Genomic DNA, 20,930 nt, shown 5'->3' with positions numbered 1-20,930 from the left:
AAGGTGAATCCATGACGACATCGACTGTTAAAAACAACCTGCTGGGTCTGACCCAGCCGGAAATGGAAAAATTCTTCGACTCAATCGGGGAGAAGCGTTTCCGTGCCGGTCAGGTAATGAAATGGATTCACCACTTTGGCGTCGATGATTTCGACGCCATGACGAACGTCAGCAAGGCCTTGCGCGAAAAGCTCAAGGCTGTTGCTGAGGTCCGTGGTCCCGAAGTGGTCAGCGAGGACATTTCCAGCGACGGCACCCGCAAATGGGTGGTGCGCGTGGCGTCCGGCAGCTGCGTCGAGACCGTTTACATTCCCCAGGGCAAACGCGGCACTCTGTGCGTTTCGTCCCAGGCAGGCTGTGCCCTGGACTGCAGTTTCTGCTCCACCGGCAAGCAAGGCTTCAACAGCAACCTCACCGCCGCCGAAGTCATCGGCCAGGTGTGGATTGCCAACAAATCCTTCGGCAGTGTTCCGGCTACCATCGACCGCGCCATCACCAACGTGGTGATGATGGGCATGGGCGAACCGCTGCTGAACTTCGACAACGTCGTGGCCGCCATGCATCTGATGATGGATGACCTGGGCTACGGGATCTCCAAGCGCCGCGTGACCCTGTCCACGTCGGGTGTGGTGCCGATGATCGATGAGCTGGCCAAGCACATCGACGTATCCCTGGCGTTGTCCCTGCACGCACCGAATGACGCATTGCGTAACCAATTGGTGCCGATCAACAAGAAATATCCGCTTAAGATGCTGCTCGAGTCGTGCCAGCGCTACATGTCCGCCCTTGGCGAGAAACGTGTGCTGACCATCGAGTACACCTTGCTCAAGGACGTCAACGACAAGCTTGAGCACGCGGTGGAAATGATCGAGCTGCTCAAGGATATTCCGTGCAAGATCAACCTGATTCCGTTCAACCCGTTCCCGCATTCCGGGTACGAGCGGCCGAGCAACAACGCCATCCGCCGGTTCCAGGATCAGCTTCACCAGGCCGGTTTCAACGTCACCGTGCGCACCACCCGTGGTGAAGACATCGACGCGGCTTGTGGTCAATTGGTAGGGCAGGTGCTGGATCGCACCCGTCGCAGCGAACGTTACATCGCCGTCCGCGAATTGAGCGCCGACAGCGATCTGGCACAGAACGCCGCGAACACTAACTAAGAGAGGATCTCTATGTCCCTGCGCTTTGCGCTGCTGTTGCTGTTGGCCAGCCTGTGTGCTGGTTGTGTCCTGTCGGGCGACTACAACCCGATGAAGACCAGCAAGGGCCGTGACGAAGCGCGAGCTGCCTACGTGCAGCTGGGATTGGGATACTTGCAGCAGGGCATGACCGAACGGGCCAAGGTTCCACTGAAGAAAGCCTTGGAGCTGGACGGGTCGGATCCCGACGCCAACGCCGCGCTGGGGCTGGTGTTCCAGGCCGAAATGGAACCTGGGCTTGCTGACGAACACTTCCGCAAAGCCTTGTCCTCCCGTCCCGCCGATGCGCGCATCCTCAACAACTACGGCAGTTTTCTCTACGAAGAACAGCGTTACAAGGAAGCCTACGAGCGTTTTGAACAGGCGGCCGCCGATACCCTGTATCCTGAGCGTTCGCGGGTGTTCGAGAACCTCGGCATGACGGCGGCAAAGCTCGGTCAGCGTGATCTGGCGCAGCAGCAGCTGGAAAAGGCGCTGCGTTTGAACCGCCAGCAGCCACGGGCATTGCTGGAAATGGCTGAGTTGTCATTCGAAGACAGGCATTATGTGCCCGCGCGTGACTATTACGACCGTTTCAGCCAGCTCTCCGAGCAAAATGCACGTAGTCTGTTGCTCGCCGTTCGGTTGGCAAAAGTATTTGAAGATCGCGACAAGGCCGCCAGTGCGGGCCTGCAATTAAAACGACTCTATCCCGGTACGCCGGAATATCAGCAATACCTGTCGGAGCAATGATGAAAGCGGCGCATCCCGAAGTTGTAGCAGCGAATCGCGTTAACCCCGGTGAGACCCTGCGCCAGGCCCGCGAAAGCAATGGCTGGTCGCTGGCCGAAGTGGCCCTCAAGCTCAACCTCACCGTGACTTCCCTGAGCAATCTTGAAGCCGGCGCATTCGACAAGTTGCCCGGGCATACCTTCGCTCGCGGCTACATTCGCGCCTACGCCAAATTGCTCGGCATGGATCAGACCGTTCTGGTCCAGCAATTCGACCAGTCTACCGGCACCGATTCCCAAGGCAGCAACGTCCACGCTCTGGGCCGTATCGAAGAGCCGGTACGGGTTTCCCACACCATTTTGCGTATCGTCAGCCTGTTGCTGCTGATCGCAGTCATCGGCGGTGGTTTCGTCTGGTGGCAGGATCAGACTTCGCAGCGCACCAAGGACCTGATTGGCCTGGCCCCGGAGCACGTCGAAGTCGAAGGCGCCGATGGCACCACCCAGATTCATCCGCTCGACGAGCCGGAAGATCAGGCAGTCGCGGAAGGCGAAGCCGAGGGCTCGACCGCTCTGGCACTGCCTCAATCGGAATCCACGGCTGAATCGACCGGCGCCGAGACCGATGCCGCGGCTCCAGCGACTGCACCGGTTGCTCCGGCACCTGCTGCGCCAGCCGCTACTCCGACTGCACCGGCTCATACGCCAGCGCCTGTGGTTGCTGCTCCTGCAAATCCGGCACCTGCCGCTCCGGCCACGCCTGCACCGACCGTTACTGCCCCGGCAGCTCCGGCCGTCGCGGCACCCGCGCCGACAGCGCCCGTTGCTCCGGCTGCTGGTCAAGGCCAGGTTCAGGTGCAGTTCATCGCCGATTGCTGGACTCAAGTGACCGATGGCAGCGGCAAAGTGCTGTACAGCGGCCTCAAGCGTAAGGGCGACAGCTTGTCTGTCGTCGGCAAGCCTCCGTTTGCCGTGCGTCTGGGCGTTGCCCGTGGCGCGCAGGTCAGCTACAACGGCCAGCCGGTCGATGTCGCTCCGTTCACCAGTGGCGAGACTGCTCGCCTGAAGTTGGGTCAATAAGTCATGCACGGCGAATCTCCAATCAAACGTCGCGAATCGCGCAAGATCTGGGTCGGTAACGTGCCCGTGGGCGGCGATGCCCCTATCGCTGTGCAGAGCATGACCAACAGCGACACCAATGACGTCGCTGCCACCGTCGCGCAGATCAACCGTCTGGAAGCCGCCGGCGTCGACATCGTCCGCGTTTCGGTGCCGGACATGGACGCCGCCGAGGCGTTCGGCAAGATCAAGCAACTGGTCAAGGTGCCGTTGGTTGCCGACATCCATTTCGACTATAAGATCGCTCTGCGCGTGGCCGAACTGGGTGTGGACTGCCTGCGCATCAACCCGGGCAACATCGGTCGCGAAGACCGCGTGCGTGCGGTGGTCGATGCCGCCCGTGACCGCGGGATCCCGATCCGCATCGGCGTCAACGCCGGCTCGCTGGAAAAAGACCTGCAAAAGAAATACGGCGAGCCGACGCCGGCCGCGCTGGTCGAGTCCGCCCTGCGTCACGTCGAGCATCTCGAACGCCTGAATTTCCAGGACTTCAAGGTCAGCGTGAAGGCTTCCGACGTGTTCATGGCCGTTGAAGCCTACCGTCTGCTGGCCAAGGAAATCGTTCAGCCACTGCACCTGGGCATCACCGAGGCCGGTGGATTGCGCTCTGGTACAGTGAAATCCGCCGTGGGCCTAGGTATGCTGCTCGCCGAGGGGATTGGCGATACTATCCGCATCTCGCTGGCGGCCGACCCGGTCGAGGAAGTGAAGGTCGGTTACGACATTCTCAAGTCTTTGCATCTGCGTTCCCGTGGCATCAACTTCATCGCCTGCCCGAGCTGCTCGCGGCAGAACTTCGATGTGGTCAAGACCATGAACGAGCTGGAAGGGCGCCTTGAAGACCTGCTGGTGCCGCTGGATGTCGCGGTGATCGGTTGCGTGGTCAACGGCCCCGGCGAAGCCAAGGAAGCCCATATCGGCTTGACCGGCGGCACGCCAAACCTGATTTACATCGACGGCAAGCCGTCGCAGAAACTGACGAATGACAATCTGGTGGACGAGCTGGAAAAGCTGATCCGCGAGAAAGCGGCCGAGAAGGTCGAAGCTGACGCAGCGGTTATCGCGCGCGGCTGATCGAACGAATTAAGGAATTTCTGTGAGCAAGTCTCTGCAAGCCATTCGTGGCATGAACGACATCCTGCCGGAACAGACGCCGGTATGGCGTTATTTCGAAGGCACCGTTTCGCGTCTGCTGGATAATTACGGTTACAAGCAGATCCGCATGCCAATCGTCGAGTTCACCGAGCTGTTCAAACGCTCGATCGGTGAAGTGACCGACATCGTCGAAAAAGAGATGTACACCTTCGAAGACCGCAACGGCGACTCGCTGACCCTGCGTCCGGAAGGCACGGCCGCGTGCGTACGTGCGGTGCTCGAACACGGCATCACCGGCGGTGGCCAGGTACAGAAACTCTGGTACATCGGCCCGATGTTCCGTCACGAGCGTCCACAGAAAGGCCGTTATCGCCAGTTCCACCAGATCGGTTTGGAGGTGTTCAACCTCGACGGTCCGGACATCGACGCCGAACTGATCATCATGACCTGGCGCCTGTGGGGCGAGCTGGGCATCCGCGATGCGGTCAAGCTTGAACTCAACAGCCTCGGCACCAGCGAATCCCGCGGCCGTTATCGTGAAGCGCTGGTCGAGTACCTCTCGGCGCACCACGACAAACTGGACGAAGACAGCCAGCGTCGCCTGAAAACCAACCCGCTGCGCGTGCTCGACACCAAGAACGCCGACACTCAAGCGGTGTTGGTCGATGCGCCGAAAATGGCCGACTACCTGGATGACGAATCCCGTGCCCACTTCAAAGGCCTGAAGGCCCGTCTGGATGCCGTCGGTATTCCTTACGTGCTGAACCCGAAGCTGGTGCGTGGTCTGGATTACTACAGCAAAACCGTATTCGAATGGGTCACCGACAAGCTCGGCGCCCAGGGCACCGTTTGCGCGGGTGGGCGCTATGACGGTCTGGTCGAGCAGATGGGCGGCAAGCCGACCCCGGGCGTCGGTTTCGCCATGGGCATTGAGCGTCTGGTACTGCTACTGGAAACCCTGGAGCAGATCCCGGAAGAAATCTCCCGTCAGGTCGACGTCTATCTCTGCGCCTTCGGCGAAGAAGCAGAGCTGGCCGGTCTGGCCCTGGCCGAGCGTGTACGCGACCAACTGCCCAACCTGCGCCTGCAAGTCAATGCCGGCGCCGGCAGCTTCAAGAGCCAGTTCAAGAAAGCCGACAAGAGCGGTGCGCTGTACGCACTGATCCTCGGTGACGACGAAATGGCCCAGCAAGTGGTAGGTTTCAAACCCCTGCGTGGCCAGGGCGAACAACAAAGCATTGCCTGGGATGCGCTCGCTGCACACCTGGCCACCTGCGTCGTGCAGGGTTGAAGCTGTCCAAACAGCCGATTTAGCGATTAAGGAGTATTGGGGTGTCGAGTACCGAAGACGAACAGTTGGCGGATTTGAAGGACTGGTGGACACGCAACGGCAAACCTCTGGTCACCGGCGGCCTGTTGGCGCTGGTCATCGTGTTCGGCTGGCAGGCTTATCACAAGTATCAGAGCAACCAGTCGCAAGGCGCCTCGGTGCTCTATCAGCAATTGCTGGAAACCACGCTGACCCCGGACGGCAAGCCTGACGCCGCGCGCGTTGCGGATCTGGCCGGCAAGCTCAACAGCGAATTCGGCGGTTCTGCCTACGCGCAGTACGGCAGCCTGTTCGTGGCCAAGGTAGCGGTCGACAGCGGCAAGCTGGACGACGCGGCGACCGAACTCAAGGCCATCGTTGCCAAACCGGCCAACCCGGCGCTGGGCGAAATCGCCCGTCAGCGTCTGGCGCAGGTACTGGGCGCACAGAACAAGGCCGACGAAGCCCTGAAACTGCTCGAAGGCGATGCCGACAAGTCGTTCCTGGCCACTCGCGAAGAACTCAAGGGCGACCTGCTGGTACAGCTGGGCCGTACCGACGAAGCGAACGCGGCGTATCAAAAAGCCAAGGCAGCACTGTCGGATGAAGCGGCGGTCGGTGGCCTTCAAATCAAGCTGGACGACCTGGCCAAAGGGGATGCGTGACGTGATCCGTTGGAAGCATGCAGCATTGCTGGCTCTGGCCATTCTGGCCGCGGGTTGCAGCAGCAACAGCAAAAAAGAACTGCCACCGGCCGAGCTGACCGACTTCAAGGAAGAAGTGGTCCTGCACAAGCAGTGGAGCCGCTCGATCGGTGACGGTCAGGGCGAAACGTACAACATGCTGGTGCCGGCGATCGACGGTGACACCATCTACGCGGCCGACGTGACCGGTATCGTGATGGGCCTGGATCGCGGCAACGGTGACGTGAAATGGAAGAAAGACCTCGAACTGCCTGTGTCCGGCGCCGTTGGCGTGGGTTACGGTCTGGTCATGGTCGGCACCCTGCGCGGTGAAGTCGTTGCCCTCGACGCCATCAACGGCGAAGAGAAGTGGCGCTCGCGCGTCAACAGCGAAGTCCTCGCGCCACCGGCCAGCAACGGTGACGTGGTGGTGGTACAGACCCAGGACGATCGTCTGATCGGTCTGGACGCGTCCACCGGCAACCAGCGCTGGGTGTATGACAGCACGCCGGCCGTACTGACCCTGCGCGGCACCAGCGCACCGATCGTCACCAACCGCCTCGCGGTGGCTGGCCTGTCGACCGGTAAAGTGGTCGCTCTCGACATTTCCAACGGCGTGCCGGTCTGGGAACAGCGGATCGCGATTCCACAAGGTCGTTCGGAACTGGAGCGCGTGGTCGACATCGACGGCGGTCTGCTGCTGTCCGGCGGTACCCTGTACGTCGCTAGCTATCAGGGTCGCGTTGCGGCACTGGACCTGGAAAGCGGCCGTCAACTCTGGCAGCGCGACGCGTCGAGCTACGCCGGTGTTGCCCAGGGTTTCGGCAACGTCTACGTAAGCCTGTCGTCGGGTACCGTTGAAGGCGTCGACGAGCGTTCCACCACAGCACTGTGGAGTAACGACTCGCTGGCCCGTCGTCAACTGTCGGCGCCGGAAGTGTTCTCCAGCTACGTTGCAGTCGGTGACCTGGAAGGTTACCTGCACCTGCTGAGTCAGGTGGACGGTCGCTTCGTCGGCCGCGAGCGCATCGACAGCGACGGCCTGCGTGCCCGTCCGCTGGTGGTGGGTGACACGATTTATGTGTATGGCAACAGCGGCAAACTGGAAGCCCTGACCATCAAGTAACAACTATGCTTGGGGTTAATTCCCCAGGCGGCCTTGCTTCTGCAGGGTTTGCAGCACCCACGGGTGTTGCCCCGAGCACCAGCCGCTGCCTCGCAGCGGCTTTTGTATTTTCTGAAATAACGAAGTGGAGAGCCGCATGGTTCCCGTAATCGCCCTGGTGGGCCGACCGAACGTCGGCAAGTCCACCTTGTTCAACCGCCTGACCAGGACTCGCGACGCCATCGTCGGCGACTTGTCCGGTCTGACCCGTGATCGCCAGTACGGTGAGGCCAAGTGGCAAGGGCGTTCCTACATTCTGATCGACACCGGCGGTATCTCCGGTGACGAGCATGGTATGGACGAAAAAATGGCCGAGCAGTCGCTGCTGGCCATCGAAGAAGCGGATGTCGTTCTGTTCCTGGTAGATGCCAAGGCCGGTTTCACCGCCGCCGACCAGATGATCGCCGAACACTTGCGCAAACGTAACAAGCGCTCCCACGTGGTGGCCAACAAGGTCGACAACATCGACCCGGAAATGGCCCGCGCCGAATTCGCCCCGCTGGGCATGGGCCACGCGATCCCGATCGCCGGCGCCCACGGTCGCGGCATCACGCAATTGCTGGAAGCCGCCCTGAGCGACTTCCCGCGCGATGATGACGAGCCGGCCGAAGGTGAAGAGGAAGAAGTGGTCGCCGAAGGCGAGGAAGCCAAGCGCATTCCTGGGCCGAGCGAAAAAGACGGGATCAAGATTGCCATCATCGGCCGTCCGAACGTCGGCAAGTCGACCCTGGTTAACCGCATGCTTGGTGAAGACCGGGTAATCGTCTACGACCAGCCCGGCACCACCCGCGACAGTATCTACATCCCGTTCGAGCGTAACGACGAGAAGTACACGCTGATCGACACCGCCGGTGTGCGCAAGCGCGGCAAGATCCACGAAGAAGTCGAAAAATTCTCCGTGGTCAAAACCCTGCAGGCGATCAAAGACGCCAACGTGGTGATCTTCGTGATGGACGCCCGCGAAGGCGTGGTCGATCACGACCTCAACCTGCTGGGCTTCGCCCTTGAAGCAGGTCGTGCGCTGGTGATCGCGATCAACAAATGGGACGGCATGACCCCGAGCGAGCGCGACTTCGTGAAGGTCGAGCTACAGCGTCGGTTGTTCTTCGTTGACTTCGCCGATATCCACTTCATCTCGGCACTGCACGGTACTGGCGTGGGCAACCTCTACGCCTCGGTGCAGAACTCGTTCAAGTCCGCGGTCACCCGCTGGCCGACCAGCCGCCTGACGCAGATTCTCGAAGACGCGGTCAGCGAGCACCAGCCGCCGATGGTCAACAGCCGCCGGATCAAGCTGCGTTACGCTCATCTGGGTGGTGCGAACCCGCCGATCATCGTGATCCACGGCAACCAGATCGAGAAAGTGCCGAAGTCGTACGTGCGCTATCTGGAGAACACTTATCGCCGTGTGCTCAAACTGGTCGGTACGCCGATCCGTATCGAGTTCAAGGGTGGCGAGAACCCGTACGAAGGCAACAAGAACACGCTGACCGACCGCCAGGTCAACAAGAAGCGTCGCTTGATGTCGCACAACAAGAAAGCCAGCAAGAAGCGCCGCGACAAGAAGTAAGGTCGTTGCGAACAAAGAGAAGGGGCGCCGTTTGGCGCCCTTTTTTTATGGGCGCCGGATGGGCTATCCTCGGGCTCTCCCGCGCCGTCGTCAGAGCCGGGGCAGAGCAGGGAACCCCGATGATCACCAGCAAGCTGCCGAATGTCGGCATCACTATTTTCACGCAGATGTCTCAGCTCGCGGCGCAGACCGGAGCGATCAACCTTTCCCAGGGTTTTCCCGATTTCGACGGCCCGCAGGCACTGCGCGATGCAGTCGGTCGACACATCGCCAGCGGCCATAACCAGTATTCGCCCATGACCGGCCTGCCGGCGCTGCGCCAGCAGATCGCTGCGAAAATCGCCCGCAGTTATGGCGCCAACGTCGATGCCGACACTGAAGTGACCGTGACCCCGGGCGCAACCCAGGCGATCTTCTGCGCTATCCAGGCGGTTATCCGCACTGGCGACGAAGTCATCGTGTTCGACCCGGCCTACGACAGCTACGAGCCGGCGGTGGAACTGGCCGGCGGGCGCTGCGTGCATGTGCAGCTGGGCCTGAAAGATTTCTCCATCGACTTCGACAGACTCAGCGCAGCCCTGAGCCCGCGCACGCGGATGATCATCCTCAACACCCCGCATAACCCGAGCGGTGCTTTGATCAGTCGCGCCGAACTGGATCAGTTGGCGGCGTTGATCCGTGATCGCGACATCTATGTGATCAGCGACGAAGTCTACGAACACCTGGTGTTCGACGGTGTGCCGCACGTCAGCGTGCTGGCCCATGAAGAGTTGTATCAGCGCGCATTCGTGGTCAGCTCGTTCGGCAAGACCTATCACGTCACAGGCTGGAAAACCGGTTACGTCGTGGCGCCGCCGGCCCTGACGGCGGAGCTGCGCAAGGTGCACCAGTACGTCAGTTTCTGCGGTGTGACACCGTTGCAGTATGCCCTGGCCGATTACATGGCCGAGCATCCGGAACACGTTGAAGAGCTGCCAGGCTTCTATCAGGCCAAGCGCGATCTGTTCTGTGATTTGCTCGCGCCGTCGCGATTCAGCTTCACCCGGGTCACCGGCACTTATTTCCAACTGGTCGATTACTCGCAGATTCGCCCTGACCTGAACGATGTCGAGATGGCGATGTGGATGACCCGCGAGCACGGCGTGGCAAGTATTCCGGTGTCGGTGTTCTACCAGCATCCACCCGAAGGCCAGCGCTTGGTGCGCCTGTGCTTTGCCAAACGTGAGGAGACGCTGCGGGAAGCGGCGGCCAAACTATGCGTGATTTGAGTGCGTTGCCCGATCTCAATCTGGCGCTGATCCAGACCAGCCTGGCCTGGCATGACCGTCAGGCCAACCTCGAGCATTTCGACGCCTTGCTGGAGCAGGCGCGCGGTGCGGATCTGATCATCTTGCCGGAAATGTTCACCACCGGATTCTCCATGGCGTCCGAAACCCTGGCCGAATCCGAAAACGGCCCGACCAGCAAATGGCTGCGGATCCAGGCGGCGAAACTGAACGCGGTCGTCACCGGCAGCGTGATCATCCAGGCCGCCGACGGCAGTCATCGCAACCGCTTGCTGTGGGCGCGGCCGGACGGCGAAGTGCTGCATTACGATAAACGTCACCTGTTCCGCATGGCCGGCGAGCACAATCACTACACCCCCGGCGAGCGTCAGGTGCAGTTCGAGCTCAAGGGCTGGCGGGTGCGTCCGCTGATTTGCTACGACTTGCGCTTCCCGGTGTGGAGCCGCGACGCTCAGGACACCGATCTGTTGCTGTACACGGCCAACTGGCCGGGCGCGCGGCGTCAGCACTGGAACCGCTTGCTGCCGGCCCGGGCCATCGAAAACCTGTGCTATGTGGCGGCGGTCAACCGGGTTGGCACCGATGGCAAGGGCTTTGCCTATACCGGCGACAGTCAGGTGCTGGATTTTCAGGGCGAGACGTTGCTGGCGGCGGGAGAGGCTGACGGGGTGTTCAAGGTGGTTCTGGAAGCGGCTTCACTGGCGGCTTACCGCGAGCGGTTCCCGGCGAATCTGGATGCGGACACCTTCGAGTTCACCTGATAGTCACGAGGCGCCTGATCGTTCCCATGCTCTGCGTGGGAACGATCAGAAGAAGCAATAAAAAGGCCCCGGGGTGCAAACCCCGGGGCCTTTTGCATTGCAGCGGTCAGTTACGCCGCTTTCGCTTCCGGTTGGCTCAGCGAGCGGTTCAGCGCGCTGAACAGTGCCTTGAAGCTGGCGGTGGTGATGTTTTCATCGATGCCCACGCCGTGCACCGCACGTTCGCCGTTCACACGCAGCTCGATGTAGGCTGCCGCCTTGGCGTTAGTGCCCGCGCCGATGGCGTGTTCGTTGTAGTCCATGATTTCCACCGGAATCGGCAGACCGGCCACCAGCGCTTCCAGCGCGCCGTTGCCCTTGCCGCGCCAGTGCAGGTTGGTTTCGCCCTGACCCTTGCTCGCCACTTCCACTTCGACGGCGCTGTTACCGTTTTCTTCCTGCAGGCGATGGCTGACCAGCGCGTACGGGGTGTTGGCTTGCAGATATTCGCTGTGCAGCAGCGCGTGGATTTGCTGCGCGGTCATCTCCAGGCCCAGGCGATCGGTTTCACGCTGCACGACCTGGCTGAATTCGATCTGCATGCGACGTGGCAGGCTGATGCCGTATTCCTGCTCCAGCAGGTAGGCGATGCCGCCCTTGCCCGACTGGCTGTTGACGCGGATCACCGCCTCGTAGCTGCGGCCGATGTCGGCCGGGTCGATCGGCAGGTACGGCACTTCCCACAGGGTGTCCGGTTTCTGCTGGGCGAAGCCCTTGCGGATCGCGTCCTGGTGGGAGCCGGAGAACGCTGTGTGCACCAGGTCGCCGACGTACGGGTGACGCGGGTGAACCTGGATCTGGTTGCACTCTTCGACGACTTTGCGCACGCCGTCGATGTCGGAAAAGTCCAGCTCAGGATTGATGCCCTGGGTGTACATGTTCAGTGCCACAGTCACGAGGTCGACGTTACCGGTACGCTCGCCGTTGCCGAACAGGCAGCCTTCGACGCGATCGGCGCCGGCCATCAGGCCCAGCTCGGTGGCGGCCACGCCAGTGCCGCGGTCGTTGTGGGTGTGCAGGCTGATGATCACGCTGTCACGGCGGTTGATGTTGCGGTGGAACCACTCGATCTGGTCGGCGTAGACGTTCGGGGTCGCACATTCAACGGTGGCCGGCAGGTTGAGGATGATCTTGTGCTCAGGCGTCGGGTTCCAGACCTCGATCACCGCGTCACAGACTTCCTTGGCGAATTCCAGTTCGGTGGCGCTGAAGGTTTCCGGCGAGTACTCGAAGGTCCACTCGGTGTCCGGCTGCATGGCCGCGTATTTGACGAACAGCTTGGCGGCGTTCACGGCGATGGCCTTGATCCCGTCCTTGTCCTGGTTGAAAACGATGCGACGGAAAGAAGGGGAGGTGGCGTTGTACAGATGAACGATGGCTTTCTTCGCCCCGCGCAGGGATTCGAAGGTGCGCTCGATCAGGTCTTCACGGCCCTGGGTCAGCACCTGAATGGTGGTGTCGTCCGGGATGTGGCCGTCCTCGATCAGGGTACGCACGAAGTCGAAGTCGGTTTGCGAAGCGGCCGGGAACGACGCTTCGATTTCCTTCACGCCCACCTGCACCAGGGTTTTCCAGAAGCGCAGCTTTTTCACCGCGTCCATTGGCTCGATCAACGACTGGTTGCCGTCACGCAGGTCGGAGCTGCACCAGATTGGCGCGGCATCGATGGTTTTCGACGGCCACGTGCGATCCGGCAGGTTGATCACTGGAAACGCGCGGTATTTCGAAGACGGGTCTTTGAGCATGCTCATCGGGAAATTCCTTATTGTCTGGGCCGAAAAGAGGCGGCCTGCCGGTGGAACGAACGTTCCTGGAAAAGCGTGGGACGAGGTGCAGCGATTCAGCCCGGCAGTCGTGCGCTGACGAGGCACAGGCTGCGGTGCTGGCGAAGCTGAATGAGGGTGTGAGAGGTTTTCATGCCTTCAACCCTAACCGCGGGGGATGAGGATGGCAAGCAGTCGAAAAAAATTGAGAGGAATACCCGGAAAGCGGTTTTTTCCGAGATTTTATTCTTGATATGGCTGTATTTGTTTGCGGGGATTGCGCGGACCAATCGTCGTGCGCAATCCCTGCTGGAAGGGCTTCAGCCTGAAATCAAGGCTGGAAAGCCCCAATGAAAATCGCCGGATCGACCCGCGCATCGTTCAGGCTGACGTTCCAGTGCATGTGCGGCCCGGTCGCGCGACCAGTGGCGCCCACCTTGCCAACCACCGCGCCGCGCGCCAGTTGCTGGCCGTTCTGCACATCGATTTTCGACATATGACAGAACATGCTGATGAAGCCCTGGCCGTGGTCGACGAACACGGTGTTGCCATTGAAGAAGTAGTTACCGATCAGGATCACCTTGCCCGCTGCCGGAGTCTTGATCGGCGTGCCGGCCGGCACCGCGAAGTCCAGACCTGCGTGCGGATTACGCTCTTCACCGTTGAAGAAACGGCGCACGCCGAACTTGCTCGACAGCGGCCCGTTGACCGGTTTGTCCAGCAGCAGGTTGCTCGGGGTGTTCGGGCTGAAACTGCGGTAGGCCTTGATCTGTTCGGCCAGCTCGCCCTCGATACGCTTGAGGTTGGCCGGGTTCGGATTGACCTGCTGGGTGTTCTTCAGGGTGATGTGCTGTTCCGGGTATTTCTTGTTGCCGACACTGAAATTGAGGTTGCGGCCGCCACTGCTGATCTGCTGAATGCCGGGTTTGACGGTCAACGCAAGGCCGACAATCGCCAGCCAGTTGTTCTGTTCCTTGACCACCAGCACCGGTTTGCCCTGATACGTGGCTTTCGGCGCTTGCGCAGCTGTCCCCAGATCGACGACAGCCACGCCGCCCGGCACCGGTTTGTTCAGCAGGCGGGTGATGTAACTGTCGGCGTGGGCGTTGAAGGTCAGGCACAGCAACAGCAGCGGAGCGAAAAAACGCGGCATGGATCAGTCCAGTAAAGAGAGAGTGACGGGCGTCAGGTGATTGTCCTCGACGCGCACTTGCAGTTCGCCTTCGCCCAGTCTGGCCTTGAGGCGCTGACCGGTGTGAGTTTGCGCGGCGTTGCGGATCGCGTTGCCGCGTTCATCCAGCAGAATGCTGTAGCCGCGACCAAGAGTCGCCAGCGGGCTGACCACGTGCAGGGTCTGCATCTGGCTTTGCAACTGCAGGCGACGGCGTTTCAGGCCTTCGTTCATGGCGCGTGGCAGGCGCTCGGCAAGACTGTCGAGGCGCTGGCGCAACAGGGCCAGTTGGCGCCCCGGGTGTTGCCCGGCGAGGCGGGTTTCCAGGCGGATCAAGCGTTCGCGACGGGTATTGAGCTGGCGCTCGAAGGCGCGGCGCATGCGCATGTCCAGGTCATCCAGACGCTGTGCCTGCTGGCGCAGACGTTCGCCGGGATGGCGCAAGCGGCGGGTCATGCCTTCGAGGCGCAATCGATCGCGCATCAGGCGATCACGCATGCGCATCACCAGCCGGCGATGCAGGCTTTCGACCTGTCGGATCAGGTGGCTGGAATCCGGGGCAAGCAGTTCAGCAGCAGCGGACGGTGTAGGCGCGCGCACGTCAGCCACAAAGTCGCTGATCGACACATCGGTTTCATGCCCGACTGCACTGACGATCGGCGTAACGCAGGCATCCACCGCCCGGGCCACCGCCTCTTCATTGAAGCACCACAGGTCTTCCAGCGAGCCGCCGCCACGGGCCAGGATCAGCGCGTCGAAGCCACGGGTATCCGCCAGTTTCAGGGCGCGGACGATCTGCGCGGTGGCTTCGCGGCCCTGAACGGCGGTGGGTATCAGCGTCAGTTGTACTTGCGGCGCGCGGCGGCGGAACACGCTGATAATGTCGCGAATCACCGCGCCGGTCGGCGAACTGATGATGCCGATGCGCTGCGGATGGGCCGGCAGCGGCACTTTGCGCTCGGCACTGAACAGGCCTTCGGCGCTGAGCTTCTCCTTCAAGGCATCGAAGGCCAGACGCAGGGCACCGTCACCAGCCGGCTCCACGGTGTCGAGGATCAGCTGATAGTCGCCACGCCCTTCGAACAGCGAGACCTTGCCGCGCACTTTGACCGCCAGGCCGTCCTTCAGCGCCTGACGCACCCGCGCCGCATTCTGCCGGAACAGTGCGCAACGCACCTGCGCGCCGCTGTCCTTGAGCGTGAAATACACGTGGCCGGACGCCGGGCGGGCGAGGTTGGAGATTTCGCCTTCGACCCAGATGTTGCTGAACACGTCTTCGAGCAACACCCGCGCGCGGCCGTTGAGCTGGCTGACGGTCAGGACTTCGCGGTCGAGGCCGAGTCTTGCAAAGGGATCTTTAATCATGGGGCGCAGTTTAAAGGCATTCGCCGGTGAATGTCTGGAGGAAGTGTTGCACCAGAGGTGTGGGATTTTGCCGAGAAGCGAGGGCGACAGTGCTTTGGCAATCGCCGGTCAGCGGCAGAAATCTCACACCAGCGGGCGCGATGTCCTGCATCGATTCCGGCAGTAGAGCGATGCCGAATCCGGCCTGGATCAACTGCAATTGCGTGGTCTTGCGCGACATCACCCTCGCAGCCTGGGGGAAGAAACCGTGACGCATGCACAGATCGGCGCACAAATAGCTCAGCCCGCCGCGCTGCGGATGCGGGATGGAGATGAATGCTTCGTCCTTCAATTGCGCCAGATCGACTGCCTCCATCAAAGCCAGTCGATGATCCGCCGGCACGGCAAGCAGCAAGCGTTCGTTATAGAGCGGCACAACCTGAACGCCCTCGCGCTGGCGCAGCACCGGCAGACGCAGCAGACCGATATCGAGCCGACCCTCGGCCAGTTCTTCAAGTTGCGCCTCCGAGGAGAGCGTGCCGATGTCCAGCGAAACGCCGGGCTGCTGCTCCAGATATGCGCTCATGTCGCGCAACAGTCGGCCACTGATCGGCACGGTGCTGGAGTGACAAAGGCGCAAGGTGCCGCGCTGCCCTTGGCCGATTTCCGTGGCCAGGGTGCTGGCCTTGTTCAGTTCATTGAGCAGATTTTTCGCCCGGGGCAGGAACGCTTCGCCAGCGGCGGTGAGTCGGGGCTGGCGCGCGGTGCGTTCGAACAGCGGCGTTTGCAGGCGGGTTTCCATGTCCTTGATCTGTCGGCTCAACGCCGATTGAGCAATGAACAGCCGTTCGGCTGCAGCACTGAAGCTGCCGCTCTCGGCGATTTCCACGAAGTAACGCAATTGACGGGTTGAAAGCACGAGACATGCCTTTTCGAGATGGCTTGGCGGTTTCGAAGATATTAGTCGCAACCCTCGGCGCTGGCTAAAGTCATCGCAGGCTTATAAAGGAAGCGAGCGAATGAGCGTGGCGGGGTTGTTGAGCGAATGGTCGTGGGGCGCGCAGGGCTGGGTGGTGATCGGACTGGCCATCGCGCTGGCCTACATCGTGTTCGGGATTGCCGGTTTCGGCACGGCGCTGGTGGCGGGGCCGATTCTGATTCTGTTCATGCCGCTGTCGAAGATCGTGCCGTTGCTGGTGCTGCTGGATTTCGTCGCGGCGTTCGGCAATCTGCTGCCGTCGCGGCGGGATGTGGCGAAACCGGAGTTGCTGCGGCTGCTGCCGTGCATGGCGGTGGGCTGCACGCTGGGGGTGATTTTCCTGCTTAACCTCAAGTCCGATCTGCTGTTGCTGCTGATGGGGTTGTTCATCAGTGCCTACGCGGTTTACAGCTTGTGGATCAAGGCACGACCGGCGCAGTTGTCCGCTGGATGGGCGTTGCCGATGGGAACCGTGGGCGGGTTGTTCGGGGCGTTGTTCGGCAGCGGCGGCTTTCTTTATGCGATCTACCTCAACAGCCGACTGCCCAAGGACGCGGCACGGGCCACGCAGAGTGCGCTGATCAGTTGCAGCACGGTGGTCCGCTTGAGTCTGTTTGCCATCGCCGGGGTGTATGCCGAGCTACCCTTGTTGATGCTTGCAGTGTGTCTGTTGCCAGCCATGGCGCTGGGCTTGTGGGGCGGGCGACGTTTGACCATGCGCCTGTCCCGCGAGGCCTTCGTGCGGCTGGTGACCTGGCTGGTGCTGGCGAGCGGGATTGCTCTGATCGGCCGCTATTTAAGCACTTGACCGGATTTTGTCAGGGATTAAGCTGCCGGCCGCGTTCGTCGCAGAACATCCTTTGACGTAGCAGGCTTGCACCATGAATTCCCAAAGCATCATCGTCCCGAAAATCTCCAACCTGCCGGTGCACGAGCCCCGCGCCCGGGCGATTCTGCGCTGGCTGGTGCGCAAGAACATCGTCAAGGAAGAACTGAGCACCTGCGGACGCACCGGCAATCGCATGGCCTACGCCATCGCCGATGGCGCCCGCGCGGTGGTGCTGCATCCCGAGGCGTTACCGTTCGGTGAGCCGATCAATGGGCTGGAAGTCATCACCAAGCGCTGCATCTACACCCCGGCCAAGGGTTTTCTCGAAGAGGCCGGTTGCGCCGAGTGCCGGCAGGAGATCGGCGAAGCGCTGTTCGAAAGTCTGGAAGACTGGATGCCGGGGCGCACCGACAACTTCACCTGCCCCGAATGCGGGCATGAAGACGATATCAACGGTTTTCTGTATTTACAGGAATGCGGGTTTTCCAACCTCGGTTTCATCTTCAACAACTGGCTCGAGGCGGGGTTCAAGCAGAGTTTCATCGACGAATTCGCCGACTGGCTGGATCAGCCGGTGAGCTGGGTCAAGGTCGAGTTGTAAGGGGCGTTTTTCCCGTACATCAGCAACATTGATATAAGACAAGTTTTACATTGAGCCCGGTAGGGTGTCTGAGTATAATGGCGCGCTTCCATTTTCCCGCTCGGGAGCCCCCGCGATGCTGCGTATCAGCCAAGAAGCTCTGACCTTCGACGACATTCTCCTAGTGCCCGGTTATTCCGAGGTACTTCCTAATGAAGTCAGTCTGAAGACCCGCCTTACCCGTGGCATCGAGCTGAACATTCCTCTGGTTTCTGCCGCCATGGACACCGTCACCGAAGCCCGTCTGGCAATCGCCATGGCTCAGGAAGGTGGCATCGGCATTATCCACAAGAACATGACCATCGAGCAGCAAGCTGCCGAAGTTCGCAAGGTCAAGAAGTTCGAAGCCGGTGTGGTCAAGGACCCAATCACCATCGAGGCTGACGCCACGGTTCGTGATCTGTTCGAACTGACCCGCATGCACAACATTTCCGGCGTTCCGGTGCTGCACGATGGCGACCTGGTCGGCATCGTCACTTCCCGTGACGTGCGTTTCGAAACCCGTCTGGACGCCACCGTTCGTGAAGTGATGACGCCTAAAGAGCGTCTGGTCACTGTTCGCGAAGGCGCCGACAAGAACGAAGTCCGCGAGCTGCTGCACAAGCACCGCCTGGAAAAAGTCCTGATCGTCGACGACAAGTTTGCCCTCAAAGGCATGATGACCGTCAAAGACATCGAAAAAGCCAAGGCCTACCCGCTGGCCAGCAAGGATGATCAAGGTCGTCTGCGTGTCGGCGCTGCGGTCGGTACCGGTAAAGACACCGGTGACCGCGTTGCAGCCCTGGTCAATGCCGGTGTGGACGTGGTGGTGGTCGATACCGCACACGGTCACTCCAAAGGTGTGATCGACCGCGTTCGCTGGGTCAAAGAGAACTTCCCTGAAGTGCAGGTGATCGGCGGCAACATCGCCACCGGCGCAGCCGCCAAGGCCCTGGCCGAAGCCGGCGCCGACGCGGTCAAGGTCGGTATCGGCCCTGGCTCGATCTGCACCACCCGTATCGTCGCCGGTGTCGGCGTTCCGCAAATCAGTGCCATCGCCAACGTTGCCGCTGCCCTTGAAGGCACCGGTGTTCCGTTGATCGCCGACGGCGGCATCCGTTTCTCCGGTGACCTGTCCAAGGCCATCGTGGCCGGTGCGTCCTGCGTGATGATGGGCTCGATGTTCGCCGGTACCGAAGAAGCACCGGGCGAGATCGAACTGTTCCAGGGCCGTTCGTACAAGGCTTATCGCGGCATGGGTTCGCTGGGCGCCATGTCCCAGGCTCAAGGTTCCTCCGACCGTTACTTCCAGGACTCCTCGGCAGGCGCCGAGAAACTCGTTCCGGAAGGCATCGAAGGCCGTGTGCCTTACAAGGGCACCCTGAGCGCGATCATTCACCAGTTGATGGGCGGTCTGCGTTCCTCGATGGGTTACACCGGCAGCGCCAACATCGAAGAAATGCGCACCAAGCCTGAGTTCGTGCGGATCACCGGTGCCGGCATGGCCGAATCCCACGTTCACGACGTGCAGATCACCAAGGAAGCGCCAAACTACCGCGTAGGTTGAGGCTTCAAGCAAAACGTTAAATGACCGGGGCTGTTTTATTCAGCCCCGAGTCGTTTCTGAATTACTTAGACGAGACTGAATCATGGCCCTCGACATTCACGCTCACCGCATCCTGATCCTCGACTTCGGTTCGCAATACACCCAACTGATCGCCCGCCGCGTGCGCGAGATCGGTGTGTACTGCGAACTGCACCCGTTCGACATGGACGAAGATGCGATCCGCGAATTTGCGCCAAAAGGCGTGATCCTCGCCGGCGGTCCCGAGTCCGTGCACGAAGCCAACAGCCCGCGCTGCCCGCAAGCGGTGTTCGACCTGGGCGTACCGGTCTTCGGTATCTGCTACGGCATGCAGACCATGGCCGAGCAACTGGGCGGCAAGGTTGAAGGCTCCGAACTGCGTGAGTTCGGTTATGCCCGCGTTGACGTGGTCGGCAAGAGCCGTCTGCTCGACGGCATCGAAGACCACATCGACGCCGACGGCCTGTTCGGCCTCGACGTGTGGATGAGCCACGGTGACAAGGTCACCAAGATGCCAAGCGATTTCCACATTCTGGCCAGCACCCCGAGCTGTCCGATCGCCGGCATGTTCAACGACGAGCGCGCTTACTACGGCGTGCAGTTCCACCCGGAAGTGACCCACACCAAGCAGGGCGGTCGCATCCTGTCGCGTTTCGTTCTCGACATCTGCGGCTGTGAAGCCCTGTGGACCCCGTCGAAGATCGCCGAAGACGCCATCGCCAACATCCGCGCACAGGTCGGTACCGACAACGTGCTGCTGGGGCTGTCCGGCGGTGTGGATTCCTCGGTGGTTGCGGCGCTGCTGCACAAGGCCATCGGTGATCAGCTGACCTGCGTCTTCGTCGACAACGGCCTGCTGCGTCTGCACGAAGGCGAGCAGGTGATGGCCATGTTCGCCGAGAACATGGGCGTCAAGGTGATCCGCGCCAACGCGGAAGACCAGTTCCTGAATAACCTGGCCGGCGAAGCCGATCCGGAGAAGAAGCGCAAGATCATCGGTCGTACCTTCATCGACGTGTTCGATGCCGAATCCTGCAAACTGGACAACATCAAGTACCTGGCTCAGGGCACCATCTACCCGGACGTGATCGAGTCGGCTGGCGCGAAAAGCGGCAAGGCCCACGTGATCAAGTCGCACCACAACGTGGGCGGCCTGCCGGAAGAAATGAACCTGAAACTGGTCGAGCCACTGCGCGAACTGTTCAAGGACGAAGTCCGTCGTCTGGGTCTGGAACTGGGCCTGCCGTACGACATGGTCTACCGTCACCCGTTCCCGGGCCCGGGCCTGGGCGTACGGATCCTCGGTGAAGTGAAGAAGGAATACGCCGACCTGCTGCGTCGCGCCGACCACATCTTCATCGAAGAACTGCGCAAGGCCGACTGGTACCACAAGGTCAGCCAGGCGTTTGTCGTGTTCCAGCCGGTGAAATCGGTGGGCGTGGTCGGCGATGGCCGCCGTTACGCCTGGGTCGTGGCCCTGCGTGCCGTGGAAACCATCGACTTCATGACCGCACGTTGGGCACACCTGCCTTACGAACTGCTGGAAACCGTTTCCGGCCGAATCATCAATGAAATCGAAGGCATCTCCCGCGTGACTTACGACGTGTCGAGCAAGCCGCCGGCGACGATTGAGTGGGAGTGATCCCGCGACACCGGTTGTATTGATGCAATGAAAAACCCTGGCTTCGGCCAGGGTTTTTTTGT

General features: G+C 61.1%; 19 protein-coding genes. 15 read left to right on the top strand and 4 right to left on the bottom strand.

Annotation, left to right across the window (positions count from 1 at the left end; genetic code table 11):
* Positions 1–11 precede the first annotated feature (11 nt).
* From rlmN to JKA62_RS03810, 10 genes are all read left to right on the top strand, one after another.
* The gene (gene rlmN, locus JKA62_RS03855; RefSeq protein WP_011335811.1) at positions 12–1,160 is read left to right on the top strand and encodes a 23S rRNA (adenine(2503)-C(2))-methyltransferase RlmN; all 1,149 of its coding nucleotides are present in this window, start codon (positions 12–14) and stop codon (positions 1,158–1,160) included.
* Between the two features lie 12 nt (positions 1,161–1,172).
* Positions 1,173–1,931, top strand: a complete 759-nt coding sequence (gene pilW / locus JKA62_RS03850) for a type IV pilus biogenesis/stability protein PilW (RefSeq protein ID WP_011335810.1) — start codon at positions 1,173–1,175, stop codon at positions 1,929–1,931.
* Positions 1,931–2,989 carry a RodZ domain-containing protein gene (locus JKA62_RS03845; protein WP_011335809.1) on the top strand — a complete coding sequence of 353 codons (1,059 nt, stop codon included), beginning with the start codon at positions 1,931–1,933 and terminating at the stop codon, positions 2,987–2,989. Before pilW ends, JKA62_RS03845 begins: the two co-directional genes overlap by 1 nt.
* Positions 2,990–2,992: 3 nt before the next feature.
* Positions 2,993–4,102 carry a flavodoxin-dependent (E)-4-hydroxy-3-methylbut-2-enyl-diphosphate synthase gene (ispG, locus tag JKA62_RS03840; RefSeq protein ID WP_007956680.1) on the top strand — a complete coding sequence of 370 codons (1,110 nt, stop codon included), beginning with the start codon at positions 2,993–2,995 and terminating at the stop codon, positions 4,100–4,102.
* Between the two features lie 22 nt (positions 4,103–4,124).
* A complete protein-coding gene (hisS, locus tag JKA62_RS03835) occupies positions 4,125–5,414 on the top strand; it encodes a histidine--tRNA ligase (RefSeq protein WP_011335808.1) in 1,290 nt (429 codons plus the stop codon).
* 41 nt (positions 5,415–5,455) lie between these two features.
* Positions 5,456–6,097 carry a tetratricopeptide repeat protein gene (locus JKA62_RS03830; RefSeq protein ID WP_011335807.1) on the top strand — a complete coding sequence of 214 codons (642 nt, stop codon included), beginning with the start codon at positions 5,456–5,458 and terminating at the stop codon, positions 6,095–6,097.
* Complete coding sequence (bamB, locus tag JKA62_RS03825; protein ID WP_041475426.1) at positions 6,090–7,241, top strand: outer membrane protein assembly factor BamB; 1,152 nt, start codon at positions 6,090–6,092, stop codon at positions 7,239–7,241. Before JKA62_RS03830 ends, bamB begins: the two co-directional genes overlap by 8 nt.
* A 136-nt stretch (positions 7,242–7,377) precedes the next feature.
* The gene (gene der, locus JKA62_RS03820; RefSeq protein ID WP_007956675.1) at positions 7,378–8,850 is read left to right on the top strand and encodes a ribosome biogenesis GTPase Der; all 1,473 of its coding nucleotides are present in this window, start codon (positions 7,378–7,380) and stop codon (positions 8,848–8,850) included.
* Positions 8,851–8,969: 119 nt separating this feature from the next.
* Positions 8,970–10,118: a pyridoxal phosphate-dependent aminotransferase gene (locus tag JKA62_RS03815; protein WP_011335805.1), complete on the top strand. Its 1,149-nt coding sequence runs from the start codon at positions 8,970–8,972 to the stop codon at positions 10,116–10,118.
* Positions 10,106–10,897: an amidohydrolase gene (locus JKA62_RS03810; protein ID WP_041475425.1), complete on the top strand. Its 792-nt coding sequence runs from the start codon at positions 10,106–10,108 to the stop codon at positions 10,895–10,897. The genes JKA62_RS03815 and JKA62_RS03810 overlap by 13 nt, the downstream gene beginning before the upstream one ends.
* 110 nt (positions 10,898–11,007) lie before the next feature.
* Here the strand turns inward: JKA62_RS03810 and leuA are convergent, their stop codons facing one another.
* A complete protein-coding gene (gene leuA, locus JKA62_RS03805) occupies positions 11,008–12,687 on the bottom strand; it encodes a 2-isopropylmalate synthase (protein ID WP_108563179.1) in 1,680 nt (559 codons plus the stop codon).
* A gap of 165 nt (positions 12,688–12,852) precedes the next feature.
* Here leuA and JKA62_RS03800 point away from each other — a divergent pair, with 165 nt between their 5' ends.
* Positions 12,853–13,053 carry a hypothetical protein gene (locus JKA62_RS03800; protein WP_201816550.1) on the top strand — a complete coding sequence of 67 codons (201 nt, stop codon included), beginning with the start codon at positions 12,853–12,855 and terminating at the stop codon, positions 13,051–13,053.
* Here JKA62_RS03800 and JKA62_RS03795 read toward each other — a convergent pair.
* Genes JKA62_RS03795 through JKA62_RS03785 form a run of 3 tightly spaced genes read right to left on the bottom strand, consistent with a single transcriptional unit; the run spans position 13,031 to position 16,133 of the window.
* Positions 13,031–13,852, bottom strand: a complete 822-nt coding sequence (locus JKA62_RS03795; RefSeq protein WP_201816415.1) for a peptidoglycan DD-metalloendopeptidase family protein — start codon at positions 13,850–13,852, stop codon at positions 13,031–13,033. The genes JKA62_RS03800 and JKA62_RS03795 overlap by 23 nt on opposite strands.
* Before the next feature lie 3 nt (positions 13,853–13,855).
* A complete protein-coding gene (gene xseA / locus JKA62_RS03790) occupies positions 13,856–15,235 on the bottom strand; it encodes an exodeoxyribonuclease VII large subunit (RefSeq protein WP_201816413.1) in 1,380 nt (459 codons plus the stop codon).
* A gap of 10 nt (positions 15,236–15,245) precedes the next feature.
* Positions 15,246–16,133 carry a LysR family transcriptional regulator gene (locus JKA62_RS03785; RefSeq protein WP_011335801.1) on the bottom strand — a complete coding sequence of 296 codons (888 nt, stop codon included), beginning with the start codon at positions 16,131–16,133 and terminating at the stop codon, positions 15,246–15,248.
* Between the two features lie 100 nt (positions 16,134–16,233).
* On the opposite strand from JKA62_RS03785, the gene JKA62_RS03780 reads away from it, so the two are divergent.
* From JKA62_RS03780 to guaA, 4 genes are all read left to right on the top strand, one after another.
* The gene (locus JKA62_RS03780; protein WP_011335800.1) at positions 16,234–17,001 is read left to right on the top strand and encodes a sulfite exporter TauE/SafE family protein; all 768 of its coding nucleotides are present in this window, start codon (positions 16,234–16,236) and stop codon (positions 16,999–17,001) included.
* Positions 17,002–17,074: 73 nt separating this feature from the next.
* Positions 17,075–17,623 carry a hypothetical protein gene (locus tag JKA62_RS03775; protein ID WP_011335799.1) on the top strand — a complete coding sequence of 183 codons (549 nt, stop codon included), beginning with the start codon at positions 17,075–17,077 and terminating at the stop codon, positions 17,621–17,623.
* Between the two features lie 115 nt (positions 17,624–17,738).
* Complete coding sequence (gene guaB, locus JKA62_RS03770) at positions 17,739–19,208, top strand: IMP dehydrogenase (protein ID WP_011335798.1); 1,470 nt, start codon at positions 17,739–17,741, stop codon at positions 19,206–19,208.
* An 82-nt stretch (positions 19,209–19,290) separates the two neighbouring features.
* The gene (gene guaA / locus JKA62_RS03765) at positions 19,291–20,868 is read left to right on the top strand and encodes a glutamine-hydrolyzing GMP synthase (RefSeq protein ID WP_011335797.1); all 1,578 of its coding nucleotides are present in this window, start codon (positions 19,291–19,293) and stop codon (positions 20,866–20,868) included.
* Positions 20,869–20,930: the final 62 nt, after the last annotated feature.

The sequence above is a fragment of the Pseudomonas sp. B7 genome (genome assembly GCF_016735645.1).
GTDB lineage: Bacteria > Pseudomonadota > Gammaproteobacteria > Pseudomonadales > Pseudomonadaceae > Aquipseudomonas > Aquipseudomonas glycinae.
This window is presented reverse-complemented; position numbering and strand designations above follow the sequence as displayed.

Coding starts and splice junctions, on each gene's coding strand:
- rlmN (WP_011335811.1), top strand. CDS start 12: ATGACGACATCGACTGTTAAAAACAACCTGCTGGGTCTGACCCAGCCG.
- pilW (WP_011335810.1), top strand. CDS start 1,173: ATGTCCCTGCGCTTTGCGCTGCTGTTGCTGTTGGCCAGCCTGTGTGCT.
- JKA62_RS03845 (WP_011335809.1), top strand. CDS start 1,931: ATGAAAGCGGCGCATCCCGAAGTTGTAGCAGCGAATCGCGTTAACCCC.
- ispG (WP_007956680.1), top strand. CDS start 2,993: ATGCACGGCGAATCTCCAATCAAACGTCGCGAATCGCGCAAGATCTGG.
- bamB (WP_041475426.1), top strand. CDS start 6,090: ATGCGTGACGTGATCCGTTGGAAGCATGCAGCATTGCTGGCTCTGGCC.
- der (WP_007956675.1), top strand. CDS start 7,378: ATGGTTCCCGTAATCGCCCTGGTGGGCCGACCGAACGTCGGCAAGTCC.
- JKA62_RS03815 (WP_011335805.1), top strand. CDS start 8,970: ATGATCACCAGCAAGCTGCCGAATGTCGGCATCACTATTTTCACGCAG.
- JKA62_RS03810 (WP_041475425.1), top strand. CDS start 10,106: ATGCGTGATTTGAGTGCGTTGCCCGATCTCAATCTGGCGCTGATCCAG.
- leuA (WP_108563179.1), bottom strand. CDS start 12,687: ATGAGCATGCTCAAAGACCCGTCTTCGAAATACCGCGCGTTTCCAGTG.
- JKA62_RS03800 (WP_201816550.1), top strand. CDS start 12,853: ATGCCTTCAACCCTAACCGCGGGGGATGAGGATGGCAAGCAGTCGAAA.
- JKA62_RS03795 (WP_201816415.1), bottom strand. CDS start 13,852: ATGCCGCGTTTTTTCGCTCCGCTGCTGTTGCTGTGCCTGACCTTCAAC.
- xseA (WP_201816413.1), bottom strand. CDS start 15,235: ATGATTAAAGATCCCTTTGCAAGACTCGGCCTCGACCGCGAAGTCCTG.
- JKA62_RS03780 (WP_011335800.1), top strand. CDS start 16,234: ATGAGCGTGGCGGGGTTGTTGAGCGAATGGTCGTGGGGCGCGCAGGGC.
- JKA62_RS03775 (WP_011335799.1), top strand. CDS start 17,075: ATGAATTCCCAAAGCATCATCGTCCCGAAAATCTCCAACCTGCCGGTG.
- guaB (WP_011335798.1), top strand. CDS start 17,739: ATGCTGCGTATCAGCCAAGAAGCTCTGACCTTCGACGACATTCTCCTA.
- guaA (WP_011335797.1), top strand. CDS start 19,291: ATGGCCCTCGACATTCACGCTCACCGCATCCTGATCCTCGACTTCGGT.